Annotated in this window: 7 protein-coding genes; 3 read left to right on the forward strand and 4 right to left on the reverse strand. The window is 70.2% G+C overall.

Going from position 1 to position 13433, the window contains the following annotated elements:
* The first annotated feature begins 43 nt into the window (after window positions 1-43).
* The 3 genes from NIE111_RS01310 (at window position 44) to NIE111_RS01320 (ending at window position 5718) form a co-directional block, all read left to right on the forward strand.
* Window positions 44-1525: an aminopeptidase P family protein gene (locus tag NIE111_RS01310; RefSeq protein WP_238682636.1), complete on the forward strand. Its 1482-nt coding sequence runs from the start codon at window positions 44-46 to the stop codon at window positions 1523-1525.
* A 346-nt stretch (window positions 1526-1871) separates the two neighbouring features.
* The gene (locus tag NIE111_RS01315; RefSeq protein ID WP_238682637.1) at window positions 1872-3785 is read left to right on the forward strand and encodes a hypothetical protein; all 1914 of its coding nucleotides are present in this window, start codon (window positions 1872-1874) and stop codon (window positions 3783-3785) included.
* 286 nt (window positions 3786-4071) lie between these two features.
* On the forward strand, window positions 4072-5718 hold the full coding sequence (locus NIE111_RS01320) for a hypothetical protein (protein ID WP_238682638.1): 1647 nt from the start codon (window positions 4072-4074) through the stop codon (window positions 5716-5718).
* 85 nt (window positions 5719-5803) lie between these two features.
* On the opposite strand, the gene pulA is transcribed toward NIE111_RS01320, so the two are convergent.
* The 4 genes from pulA to NIE111_RS01340 all read right to left on the reverse strand — a co-directional run bounded on the left by pulA (window position 5804) and on the right by NIE111_RS01340 (window position 13412).
* On the reverse strand, window positions 5804-11299 hold the full coding sequence (gene pulA / locus NIE111_RS01325; protein ID WP_238682639.1) for a pullulanase-type alpha-1,6-glucosidase: 5496 nt from the start codon (window positions 11297-11299) through the stop codon (window positions 5804-5806).
* Between the two features lie 110 nt (window positions 11300-11409).
* Window positions 11410-12102, reverse strand: coding sequence for a cellulose binding domain-containing protein (locus NIE111_RS01330; RefSeq protein WP_238682640.1), 693 nt, complete (start codon window positions 12100-12102; stop codon window positions 11410-11412).
* 147 nt (window positions 12103-12249) lie between these two features.
* Window positions 12250-12924 (reverse strand): hypothetical protein, encoded by a 675-nt coding sequence (locus tag NIE111_RS01335; RefSeq protein WP_238682641.1) that lies wholly within the window; start codon window positions 12922-12924, stop codon window positions 12250-12252.
* 98 nt (window positions 12925-13022) lie between these two features.
* Window positions 13023-13412 carry a DUF6841 family protein gene (locus tag NIE111_RS01340; protein ID WP_238682642.1) on the reverse strand — a complete coding sequence of 130 codons (390 nt, stop codon included), beginning with the start codon at window positions 13410-13412 and terminating at the stop codon, window positions 13023-13025.
* Window positions 13413-13433 lie beyond the last annotated feature (21 nt).

Raw genomic sequence — 13433 nt, forward strand, 5'->3', positions numbered from 1 at the left:
GCGGTACCGTCGGGACCAGCAACGAAGCGGAGGGAGCGGCGCAATGACCGAGGGACAGACCGACGGTACGCCGACGGACGGTACGGAATCGCACGATCCGGACTTCCCGGAGGCGTTCCTGTCCTTCATGCGGCAGGGCTGGAGCGACACCGCACTTCCCGTGACGCCCCGCCCGGAGACGCCCAACTACGCCAAGCGGCGGGCGGCCCTCTCGGCGGCCTTCCCCGGCGAGACCCTGGTGATCCCCACCGGCACCGAGAAGGTCCGGGCCAACGACACCGACTACCCGTTCCGGCCGGGCAGTGACTTCGCCTACCTGACCGGCGACCACGACGCCGACAGCGTGCTGGTGCTGCGCCCGAACGGCTCGGGGCACGACGCGACGCTGTACATGCGGCCCCGGTCCTCCCGGGAGACCGACGAGTTCTTCCGCAGCCGCAACGGCGAGCTGTGGGTGGGCCGGCGGCACACCCTCGGCGAGAAGTCGACCGAGCTGGGCCTGCCCACCGCCGACCTGACCGGCCTGGAGGCGACGCTAGCCGACCTGGCTCCGGGGCGTACCCGGGTGTTGCGCGGTTTCGACGCCCAGGTGGACGCGGCCGTCCGCCAGTACGACGGGCCCCGCGCCGAGGGCCAGCCGGCCCGGGACCGCGAGCTGGCGATCGCCATCTCGGAGATGAAGCTGGTCAAGGACGAGTGGGAGATCGGCCAACTCCAGGACGCGATCGACGCCACCGTACGCGGCTTCGAGGACGTCGCCCGGATCCTGCCGGCCGACCGGGCGGTCTCCGAGCGGCTGCTGGAGGGCGTCTTCGCGCTGCGGGCCCGCCACGACGGCAACGACGTCGGGTACGGGTCGATCGTCGGTGCCGGCGAGCACGCCACGATCCTGCACTGGGTGCACAACCACGGCGCCACCCGACCGGGTGACCTGCTGCTGATGGACATGGGCGTCGAGGGCCGCAACCTCTACACCGCCGACGTCACCCGGGTCCTGCCGGTGAGTGGCCGGTTCACCGCGCTACAGCGCCAGGTCTACGACATCGTGTACGCCTCGCAGCAGGCCGGCATCGAGGCCATCCGCCCCGGGGTCAAGTTCAAGGACGTCCACCTGACCTGCATGCGGGTGCTCGCCGAGGGCCTGTCCGAGTTGGGTCTGCTGCCGGTGAGCGTGGACGAGGCGATGGACGAGAAGTCGACCGTCTACCGGCGGTGGACGCTGCACGGCTTCGGCCACATGCTCGGCATCGACGTGCACGACTGCTCCAACGCCCGCAAGGAGACCTACCGCGACGGCGCGCTGGGCGAGGGCTACGTGCTCACCGTCGAGCCCGGTCTGTACTTCCAGCCGGAGGACGAGCTAATCCCCGCCGAGCTGCGCGGTGTGGGCATCCGGATCGAGGACGACGTGCTGGTCACCGCGACGGGCGCGGTCAACCTGTCGGCCGGGCTGCCCCGCACCTCCGACGAGGTGGAGACCTGGCTGGCCGAGCAGCGCGAAGCCGGCCCCCGCCTGCCCGGCTGAGCCGTCTGTTCTGCCGGGGCTGACGGATCAAGCCCCGCTCCCTGGCCCGCCCACCCCTGGCCGCCCGCCCCTTCTTGAGGGGCTGGCGGCCAGGGGTTTCTGTCGTGATCCGCCGAGGGGGCCGGCACCGTTCGGTGTGTGCGCTGCACGGGCCCTTTCTGCCGGCCCGGACTGGATGGCCGCCCTCGCCTGACCTGCGCCAAATGCGTGGTTGTCTCGGATAAGTCCGCATCGCGAAGATGGTTCTCATACGGTGTGGATCAGAGGCTACAACCCATTTGTAGCTGGTCGTGGCGCCTGGGGCGGTGCGATCCCGTCTGGTAGCAGGAAAGGGCGGAAGGCTCTGATGTCCAACGACGTAACGAGTACCGACGGCGGGGCCTCGACGGCTCCGCCAACACGGCGAAGGCGAGCGCTCTGGGTCGCCGGCGTAGCCGGGCTGACCGGCGTGGTCGGCCTGGCGGCCCTCGGCGGCGTCGCCGCTCGGGACGACAAGCCGAAGGCCGACCAGGTGTCGGACGCGCAGCCGTCGACCAACCGGCAGAACGCCAGCGACGACGGCGGCGCGGACAAGGGCGGCGCCAAGGACGACGGCGGTCAGGACGACGACTGGAGCGGCGACGACTGGAGCGGCGACGACTGGAGCGGCTTCGACGACCGGTCCGGCAAGAATGGCAAGGACCGCGAGGACGGCAAGGACGGCAAGGACGACGAGAAGGACCGCACCAAGCAGATCCCGTGCGACTCCGACAAGCTGATCCAGGCGATCACGTTCGCCAACAACGAGAACGGCGGCGTGTTGGAGCTGGCCAGGGGCTGCACCTACACCCTGACTCGCAACCAGGACGGCAACGGCCTCCCGGTGATCACCGAGCACATCACCCTCAAGGGTGAACACACCACCATCGGTCGCGAGGCCACTGCCGACTACTTCCGCATCCTCAACGTCGGCGCTGGCGGGCACCTCACACTCAAGGGCCTGAGCATCAGGGGTGGCCAGACCCTCCAATCCCCGATGACCGCCGACCCGGCGACGGTCTGGGCGCCGTACTCGGCCCAGGTCCGCTCGACCGTGGCCCAGCCGCCGGCAGCGGCGGCGCCCGCCGCGAAGTCGGCGACCGCTGCCGCGCCTGGAGCCAAGCCAGCGGCAGCGAAGCCGGCAGCAACCGCCGCCAAGCCGGCCGCGAAGACCGCCGCAAAGGCAGCGCCCGCAAAGGCCACCGCCAAGGCAGCGCCCGCAAAGCCGGCCGCGAAAGCAGTGCCGGCCAAGCCCGCAGTGGCAGCAACCAAGGCCGCCCCGACTGCCACCAAGGCCGCCACTGCCAAGCCGGTAGCCGCGGCGGCGAAGCCGGTGAGTGCCGGTACGGCGGTCGTGCCGCTGGTCGAGCAGCCTGGGTTCACCGACGGCGCCGGGGTGCTGGTGCAGCCCGGTGGTCGCGCGGAGATCCTGGACAGCGAGTTGCTCTACAACCAGTCCGGCGGCAACGGCGGCGGGCTGGCCAACTTCGGCAGCACCAGGCTCAGCAAGACGACTGTCGCGCACAACACCGCCTTCTTCTTTGGCGGCGGCATCTTCAACGCTGGCGTACTCCAGGTCGACGAGTCGAAGATCAAGGACAACACCGGCATCATCGGCGGCGGCGGCATCTCCAACGGCGCTGCCGACATCTTCACCGAGAACGTCGACGGCGGCTCGGTCTGGGTCTACAAGAGCGAGGTCACCGACAACGAGACGCTCGGCTTCGGCGGCGGCGTACTGGATGTCGAGGGCACCACGACGTTGCACCAGACGACGGTCAGTGACAACACCGCGCTGCTCGACGGTGGTGGCGTCGCGGTGGTCGACAGCCAGCTCAACCTCAAGGACGCCACGGTGGTCAAGAACAGCGCCGGTCGCTCGGGTGGCGGCCTGGCCGTGACCAACGACAGCGTTGCGACGATCGAGAACAGCAGGATCAACGACAACACCGCGGGCTTCTCCGGCGCCGGCCTCTTCAACGAGGAGAGCGTCACCACGCTGCGCGACAGCGAGGTGTCGGGCAACCGGGCCGTCGGTCCGTTCGGCCGCGGCGGCGGCATCCTCAACACCGAGGGCGGCGAGGTCACGCTCCACCGGACGAAGGTGGCGCACAACTTCTCCACCCTTGAGCCGGGGGGCATCTTCAACAGCATCGGCGGCACCGTGACGCTGGACGACGAGTCCGCCGTCACTGCCAACCGCCCGACCAACTGCTTCAACGTTTTGGACTGCTTCGCCTGATCGGGTGGGGCTGAACCACATAAAACGCCCCTCCGAGCCGTCACGGCTCGGAGGGGCGTACCCATTTGGGCAGGTCAGGAGCGTGCAGGCCGGCTTGGGCGGCCGTGTGTCGGTCCGGGCCCCGCTGGGGGCAACATGAACCGAATGTGGGCTTATCTCGGATAAGCCCGCGAGGCGAGGAACCTTCTCATACGGTGGTTTTGGGAGCTACAACCGATTTGTAGCAGGGGACACCCGTCTGACGGCGGCGACCCTGTCTGGTACGAGGAGAGGGCAGAGAGCTCCGATGTCCAACTACCTAACGAACAACGAAGCCTCCGGGCGGGCGACGGCCAAGAGCCGCCGCAAGCTCTGGCTCGCCAGTGGCGTGGCCGGTTTGACGGGCGTGATCAGTCTCGCGGCGGTGGGCGTCGCGGGCAGCGCCGGAGCGGTCGGCTTGAACTGGAACACCGCGCAGGTCAGCAAGGATGGCGACCAGCGGGGTGACGAGGCGCGCGACTGGGACAAGGACGAGGACCGGAACAAGGACCGGGACAAGGACAAGGACCGGGACAAGGACCACGAGCGCGGGAAGGAGGTGCCCTGCGACACCGACAAGCTGATTCAGGCGATCGTGTTCGCCAACAACAAGCACGGCGGTGTGCTGGAGCTGGCCAAGGGCTGCACCTACAACCTGACCCGCAACGACTACGAGGGCAACGGCCTGCCGGTCATCACCGAGCGGATCACGCTCAAGGGCGAGCACACCACGATCTCTCGGGAAGCCACGGCGGACTACTTCCGCATCCTCAACGTGGGGGCCGGTGGTCACCTCACCATCAAGGGCCTGACCATCAAGGGTGGCCAGACCCTCGAACTGGAGAACGGTGTGGAGCCGGCCGCGGTCTGGGCGGCCTACTCGGACTCCGAGGCGCTCGCCGCGCAGGTGAAGGCGGGCACCCCGTTGGCCCAGGCGCTCACCGCGCGGCAGGCCAACCCGAAGGCGGGCCTGAAGGCCGCGCCGAAGGTCACCCCGAAGGCCACGCCGGGCGTCGTCACGCCGCTCGTCGAGGAGCCGGAGGAGAACGACGGCGCCGGAATCCTGGTTCAGCCGGGTGGCACCGCCGAGATCCTGGAGTCCGAGGTCGTCCTGAACCAGTCGGGCGGCAACGGTGGTGGTGTGGCCAACTTCGGCACCACGAAGATCTGGCACAGCACCGTCACCCGTAACACCGCCTTCTTCTTCGGTGGCGGCGTCTTCAACGCCGGGCTGCTCAAGGTCGAGGAGTCGAAGATCAAGGACAACACCGCCGTCATCGGTGGTGGCGGTATCTCCAACGGCGCCGCGGAGATCTTCACCGACGACGTCGACGGCGGAACTGTCGAGCTGAAGAAGGCCGAGATCACCGACAACGAGACGCTCGGCTTCGGTGGTGGCTACCTCGACATCGAGGGCAACACCACGGCGTACGAGACCAAGTTCGTCTCGAACACCGCGGTTCTCGCCGGTGGCGGTCTCGCTGCGGCGGACAGCCAGCTGAACCTGCACAACGTCACTGTGGAGCGCAACAGCACCGCCGGTGTCGGTGGCGGTGTTGCCATCGCCTTCGACAGCGTGGCCACCTTCGAGAAGAGCAGCATCAAGGACAACACCGCCGGCTTCTTCGGCGGCGGGCTCTTCAACGCCGGCAGCGTCACCACGCTGCGCGACAGCGAGGTTGTCGGCAACCGGGCCGTGGGCCCGATCGGAGTCGGCGGCGGCATCTTCAACATCTTCGGCGAGGTCAACCTGTCGAAGACGAAGGTCGCCCACAACTTCTCCACCTTCGAGCCGGGCGGCGTCTTCAGCTTCTTCGGAGACGTGAACCTGGACGACAAGTCCGCCATCACCGCGAACCGTCCGACCAACTGCCTGGCCATCCCGGGCGGCACGATCGACAACTGCTTCGCCTGATCGATCACCCTCGGGTGACGACGGCGTAGCACCAGCACAACGGGCCGGCCCCCTTCCGCGAGACGCGGAAGGGGGCCGGTTCACGTCACCTCTGGACGAAGACCGCCACGCTGCGCGCCGGTACGGTGAACGTGCCCGCAGCCCGGTCGAACGAGGCGGTACGCAGCACCGGGTCGGCCGAGTCGACAAGCACCGGGTGCAGTGCCACGTCCGCACCGCGCAGTCCGGTCACCGTCTGGTCGGCCGCCGACGGCGTGCTGTTGAAGACGACTGTCAACGACTTCCACGGCCCGCCCAGCCCACTGGCGTCCAGGGTCATCGTCAGCACGCCCGGCGTCTCCTGCGCGCCGGACAGCGGGAACGCCACCCGCCGCTGGACCTGCTCGGCGGTGGCCAGCCCGAACACCGGCGACGACGCCCGGATGCGCAGCAACTCGGCGTACCGGGCATCGGTGGTGTTGATCGCTGCGCAGTCCGGCACCAGCGCCGGGTCGGCCAGCAGCGGCCTCGCGTACGACCACTTGTCCTCGTTGTCGGGCGCGGGCGGCAGACCGATGCCGAACCCGTTACCCCGTTCACAACCCCAGCGGATCTGGTTGAACCAGTCACCGGAGTTGTACGAGTTGCGGTCCAACGACTTCGACCGCAGCCGCTCGGTGCCGGAGGTGACGAACCCGGTGCCCTGTCCCAGCACCACGGTGCCCAGCGCCAGCACCTGCATCCGCGAGCGGTCCGCCGCCGTCGTGGCCTGCGGCAGTTTGTACGCCAACGCGTCGTACAGGATCTCGTTGTCGTGCGCGTCGGCGTAGGTGACGGCCTCCCCCGGCGCGGCGGTGTAGCCGGCCGGGGAGCCGTTGTAGTCCACCTGCGCCCCGGTTACCGCACGCCCGGCGGTGTCGGTGAACCGGTAGCCGCGCAGGTTGCCGGTGAGCCCCACCTTGATCAGGTCGTGGGCGTGCAGCAGTCGGGCCTTCTGCTCGGCCGGCGACCCGTTGACCGCGTCGCCGTTCGGGTCGGTGTAGAGCCCGGAGGCGAAACCCTGCACCCGGGGGTTGGCGTCGAACGGTCCGCCACCGCGCACCGCGTCGCGCAGCCGGTCGTTGAAGGTGCCGACGCCGGTGCCGGCCATGTTGGCCTGGGTGGCCTGGACGAAACGGGCGTCGTTGGCGACCTCGCCGAAGTTCCAGCCCTCGCCGTAGAGCATGATCGCCTTGCCGTCGACGCCGTCGCGGGCGACGGTGAGCCGGTCCAGGGCCGCCCGGACGGCAAGGATGTTCGCTTTCGGGTGGTGACCCATCAGGTCGAAGCGGAACCCGTCCACCTTGTACTGCCGGGCCCAGGTGACCAGCGAGTCGACCACCAGCTTGCCCATCATGGCGTGCTCGGGGGCGGTGTTGGCGCAGCAGGTGGAGTTGGCCACAGTGCCGTCGTCCAGCAGCCGGTGGTAGTAGCCGGGCACGATCTGGTCGAGCACCGACTTCGCGTCGGTGCCGGCCGCCGACGTGTGGTTGTAGACCACGTCCATGACCACCCGCAGCCCGGCGTCGTTCACCCCGGCGACCATCCGCCGGAACTCGGTGGTCCGTGCCGCGCCGACCGGGTCGACGGCGTAGCCACCCTCCGGCACCGTGTAGTGCAGCGGGTCGTACCCCCAGTTGTAGCCGTCGGTCTCGGCGACCGCCGCCACGCACTTCTGCTGCTCGGCCGAGTCCGGTGGCAGCGCCGCCAGGTCGCAGGCCGGCTGGCGCTGGTCGGCCCGCTTCTCCGGGATCGTCGCGAAGTCGAACGCCGGCAGCAGGTGCAGGTGGGTGACGCCGGCGTCGCCGAGCGCCCGCAGATGGGTCATGCCGGCGGCCTTCGGGTCGGTGAACGCGAGGAAGGTCCCCCGCCGCTCGGCCGGCACCGTGTCGTCGGCGATGGAGAAGTCCCGCACGGACAGCTCCGTGATCTGTGCCTTCGCGGGCGGTACCGGTGCCGGTTTGCGCAGCGTGCGCCACCCGGGGGGTGCCAGCGCGCTGTCGTTCAGGTCGACGAGCTGGCTGTGCGTGGAGTCCGCGGCGAGGGCCACCGAGTACGGGTCGGTGACCGCCGCGGTGACGATCCGCTGCGCCGCCGGCTGCCACGCCCGCACCTCGTACCGGTAGAACCTGCCGGTCCAGGTGTGGTCGCCGCGCACCGACCAGACGCCGGTGCGGTCGTCGCGGCGCATCGGCACCGTCTTCGGCGCGGCGGCGGGCGAGTCGAACAGGAGCAGGCGCACGCTCTGGGCGGTCGGCGCCCACAGCGCGAGGCTCGGCGTCCGCCCCGCGAACGTGGGCCCGAGGGTGGCGTTGGCCGCCCGGGAGTAGACGTCGTCGAGCACGCCGGGGATCTGCACGCCGGTCGCGGCGAGCAGCGCACCCTCGGCGTCGCGTTCGGTGACCAGCAGCTGCCCCCGCAGCGCCGCCGGGACCTTGGCCAGGTCCGCCCGGTCCAGGGCGAAGCTACGGTACGACCACAGGTGCGGGAACCTGTCGCGTTGGGCCTCGGTGAGCCCGTTGCGCTGCGCCCGCAACGGCACCGTGGTGTACGTGCCGGTCAGCTCGCCGTCGACCACGCTGACCCCGCCGGTGGGCGCGGTGACCAACGCGTACGTCTTACCGTCGGTCGGTGGGGTCTGCCAGGCCACTGTGGATCTGTCGATCCAGTGCGCCTTCTGCTTGCCGATGTCGGTGTCTCCGCTGGCGGTGGTGGCCGTCGACGGCAGCAGGCGGCCCGGCGTGGCGGCGAGCAGCCACACCTCCCGGCCGGCGCTGGCGAAGTCGAGCCGCTGGTCGTCCGGCAGGTCCTTGGTGTCGCCCTGGTGGATGATGTAGTTCAGGCCGGTGGCGCCGGCCGCCAGCGGCACCCGGAACACCGCCCCGAACGCGTCGACGGACGTCGGACGCAGCGGGGCGGGCCACTCGGTCGGGTTGGCCGCGCCGTCCCACAGGTGCAGGCCCCAGCCGTCGTAGTTGCCGTCGGCCCGCCGGTAGTGGAGCACTGCGGTGCCCTCCTCGACCGGCGGCTCCGGTTCACCGGCGGCCGCCTGCCTGCTCGGGTAGATCGCCGGGTCGCCCTGCTTGAGCCAGATCTCGCCGGTCCGGGTGACGTCGATGCTGCGGTCCTGGGCGACGTCCTTCGTACCAGCCTTGTCGACAACCAGGAAGTTCACCGACGTCGCGCCCGGCTTGAGTTTCACCCAGGCGAACCGGCCGTAGGAGTCCTCCCCGGCGAACGGCTGCCCCTTCGGCCACTCGGTGACGTACGCCGGGTCGATGTCCCCCCAGGCGTACAGTCCCCAGTCGTCGTACCCCCCGGCCGGGCGCTGGTAGTGCACCACCGCCCACTCCCGGGAGCTGCCCTGCGGCGGGGTCCCCACGACGGCTGTCGACCGGGCGGTGGCGGTACGGCCCCGGCCGTCGCGGACCACTGCCTTGTACTCGACAGTGGTGCCGCCGGCCAGGCCGGTCAGGTCGTGCTGCACCGTGTACGGGGCGTGGTCGGCGCTGCCCAGCAGCGTCCACCGGCCGCCGGCCACCCGCGCCGCCACGGTGACGGTGGCCAGCGGGTCACCGGTCACCCGGGCGGTGACCGCCGCCCGGGTGGCGACCGGCGCGTCCGGAACCGGGCTGCTGATGGTGATGGTCGGCTTGTCGGCCGCCGGTGCGATGGGGTTGCCGGCCCGGTACACCGCCGCCGACAGCGGCGGCACGGTGAGGGTCAGCTCGCCGTCGTCGCCGGCTTGTTCAGTGTCTGAGTCGCCGTAGATGCCGGTGAAGGTGGCGCCGGCCGACCAGGTGTCCACCGTGACAGTCTGCGCGGTGTCGGCGTTGTTCACGGCCACCACGTACTCGGTGCGGTCGGCCGGGGCGATCCGGGAGGCGGCGAAGACGCCCGGCCCGTCGTCCGCGTACCGGGTGACCTGCACGCCGTCGCGCAGCGCCGGGTGGGCCTGGCGCAGCCGGCCCAGCTCGGCGATGGTCCGATACAGCGGGTGGGTCCTGTCGAACTGGTCGCTGGCGTGCGTGCGGTCGGTGCCGAGCAGGTCGTCGTCGAGGTAGTCGGGAACCGTCGACGCGAACATGTCCTGGCGGGCGTCCTTGTCCCCACCCGGGCCGGTGAAGCCCTGTTCGTCGCCGGAGTAGACCACCGGCTGACCCCGGGTCAGGAACATCAGCTGGTGCGCGAGCTGGTCACGGCGCAGGTGGCTGGCCGGGTCGCTGCCACCACCGGCGATGAACGATCCGATCCGGCCCATGTCGTGGTTGCCGAGGAAGGTGGTCAACCGGCCAGCGTCGGTGTCCCGGGCCGCGTAGAGGTCGTCGCGGGCGTACACGTCGGCGAGCGCCTTGGCGGAGCCGGCGCCGGCGGTGAAGCCCCGCGCGGCCTCCTGGAAGGCGAAGTCGAGGGTGGCCGGCAGGCCACCCTGGCGGACGTAGCTGGAGCTGATCTCCGGATCGGCGCTGTACACCTCGCCGAACATGAAGAAGTCCTTCTTGCCGGCCTTCTCCGCGGCCCGCTCGATGCCCTGGCTGAACTGCGGCCAGAAGTCCATGTTGACGTGCTTCACGGTGTCCAGTCGGAAGCCGTCGACGCCGGTCGCGCCGATCCAGTCCCCGTACGCCTTGGTCAGGCCCCGGACCACCTCGGGACGCTCGGTCCACAGGTCGTCGAGGCCGAAGAAGTCGCCGTACTCGCTGTTCTCGCCGGCGAAGGTGGAGTCACCCCGGTTGTGGTACAAGGTGGCGTCGTTCAGCCAGGCCGGGACCTTGACGCTCGCGTCCTTCGGCTCGGCGAAGGTCGGCGTGTACGGGAAGGACTCCTTGTCGACCGGCGGGAACGCCCGGGAGCCGTCGGCGTAGTTGCGGTCCTCGAACGCCCGGCCATGCGCGTCGGTGTACGGCGATGTCGCCTTGTCCACGTACGCGTACTTGTCCTCGGCGTACTTGATCACGTCGGCGGTGTGGTTGACGATCACGTCGAGATAGATCTTGAGACCGCGCTGGTGGGCGAGCTTGACCAGCCGCTTCATCTCTTCCATGGTGCCGAAGTGTGGGTCCACCTGGGTGAAGTCGGTAATCCAGTAACCGTGGTAACCGGCCGAGATGTCGTTACCGGCGCCCTGCACCGGTCGATTCTTGAAGATCGGGGCGAGCCAGATGGCAGTGGTGCCCATCCCCTGGATGTAGTCCAACTTGTCGATGACGCCCTTGAGGTCGCCGCCGTGGTAGAAGCCCTTGTCGGTCGGGTCGAGGCCGGTCCGCGACCGGTCGCCGGTGAGGCCGCCCCGGTCGTTGCGGGGGTCTCCGTTGGCGAACCTGTCCGGCAGGACGAAGTAGAACTGCTCGGCCCGGGCGGAGTTGCCGCCGGCCTTCAGCAGCGCCTCGGCGGTGGGTTCGGCACGCCACTGGGCCGCGTCGCCGATCGCGAGTGGGGCGCCGTCGGACGGCCGGGGGCTCGCGGCGGCGGGGTGCACGGCGACCGGAGCGCCGACGAGCGTGACGGTGAGCAGGGAGGCAAGGGCCAGCAGGGCAGTGCGCGGTATCGGCGGGGGTTTCATCGACGCCTTCCTCTGGTCGCTGATTGGCCGCACGCTAACCCTTGCCGAAACATTCTGCAATACCTTGCAAACATGGTCGCAACACAGCAACATCCTTGCGGAAGTTGCGCTCAGAGCCCGCTGCAGCGGGCACCATCCACCGTGCACTCCCGTGGCGTGCTGGACGCCCGCTCCATGTGGAACCGCAACGACACCGAACCACCGGGTGACACGTCGACCCCGCTGACGTACGTGAAGCCGTCATCGGATTGACGGATCGTTCCCTGCGGAACGCCCTCCACCCACGCGGTCACCAGCCGTCCACCCAAGAACTGCAACCGCACCGTCCAACCACGGCTCCGGGTGGACGTGTTGACCATCGCCACCTCGCCGATGAAACCCCCGTCGAAGCTCTGCACCACCCGGTACCGCCCGGTCATCGCCGGCTGCCCCGACGCGGCCCGGCTCGGCGACCGCGTCGCCGTCGGCTTCCCGATCGGACCGGCCGTCGGGTCGGCCGATGGTGACCCGGACCCGGCCGCGACGCTCGGCGGCAGCCCGCTCGCACGGCCGGATATCCCCGGCAGCACCGGCGCCGGAGACGGCACCGAGGTGGGCACGCTCGGCGCCGCCACCGCGGACGGCACTGGCAGTGCCGGCGGTCGCGCGCCGTCCGGCGCGGGGCTACGTCCCCGGTAAGCGCCCAGGGCCACGATGAGCAGGACCACCATCACGACGACACCGGCGCCCACCACGATCCAGGGCGACGTCGCGATCGCCACCGGACCGTGTGACGGGCGCGGAACACGGCGCATGCCGGACATGTACCTCCTTCAGCGGACCGTCCGCGCAGCGTAGCGATCGACGGCCCGACCCGAAAAGCCTTGGCGGTGCGGCGGTGCGGCGGTCACGCGGCGCCGGGCGGCTTAGCGGCGCCGGGCGGTCTAGCGGCGGGGCGGCGGAACGCTGGCTCAGCCGATGCGGCAGTCGACCCCGTTGACAGTGCACTTGACCGGTCGCTGCGCCGAGTCATGCCAGCCGACGCGCAGCCGCAGCGTCCGAGAGTCACCCGCATCCAGCGAACGGGTGCCGCGCAACAGGAACTCCCCGTGCCCGCGCCCTCGCACCGAGACGCCCGAGTCATCACCCACTCGCAGAGCCCAGGTGTCATCGTCGAACACCAACTCCACCTGCCAGTCCATCGACCGACTCGACTCGTTGGCGATCGCCAGCACCGCCGCGTCGCCGTCCCAGCCGTCCGATCCGACCTCGTACCGGGCGCTGACCGTATCCTCCGCCGACGGCGCCATCAGGACGCTGGTCCGCCCCGGAGTCGGCGAGCCGGTGACGGTGGCCCGCGGTGACGGCGTCCGGCTACTACGGGACGGTCGCGGCGACACCGAGCGTCGCTCCACAGCGGCCGGAGTCGGTCCCCCGGTTGCCGACGCGGCGGCCGGCACGGTCGGCAGGAACGCCGGAGGCGCGGCCTGCGGCGGCGCGTCCCGCTCCCTGGTCCGGAACGACAACAGCGCGATCACCAGGAGCACCACCAGCGCGCACACACCGAGCAGCACCACGATCCACGGCACCGACGCCAACACCCGAGCCGCCCGCGAATCTGCCACACCGTCCGGCCGCACCGCCATCAGGTCTCCCCTCGTCCCCCACCGACGCGACAGCGTAGCCAGCGCCGCACGAACCGGAAACCGGGCGGGTACGGATCGGGCCGACCGGCCCCCGTCGGTCAGCCCGTCCGGACGACGGTGCAGATCAGTGGTCCGTCATCGGTGATGCGCAGCAGGTAGCGGTACCGCTCCCCCGGCACCGCCTGCCCCCGACTGTCCAGGAACTCCCACTCCACCGCCACCATTGTCAACAGCGCGGACACGGGCTGCACGTCGTCGATCTGGGCGTGGGCCGCGACCAACTCCCGGTCCTGGTAGTCGGGTGCGGCGCCCACGAAGGACAGCGCCACCGCCGCCGCGGACGTGAACGAGAAGCTGTAGGTGTCGGCCACCACCAGGCCCGGCAGGGCGTAGCAGCCGGCGATGGCCGGCAGGTCGCCGGAGGTCAACGCCACGCCGTACCGGTCGAAGAAGTCGGCCAACGTGTCAAGATCCGTGGAGGCGTTCACGGTCACAGCAATTGCCGGTCA

The organism is Micromonospora hortensis, from assembly GCF_022230935.1.
GTDB classification, from domain to species: Bacteria; Actinomycetota; Actinomycetes; order Mycobacteriales; family Micromonosporaceae; genus Micromonospora; species Micromonospora hortensis.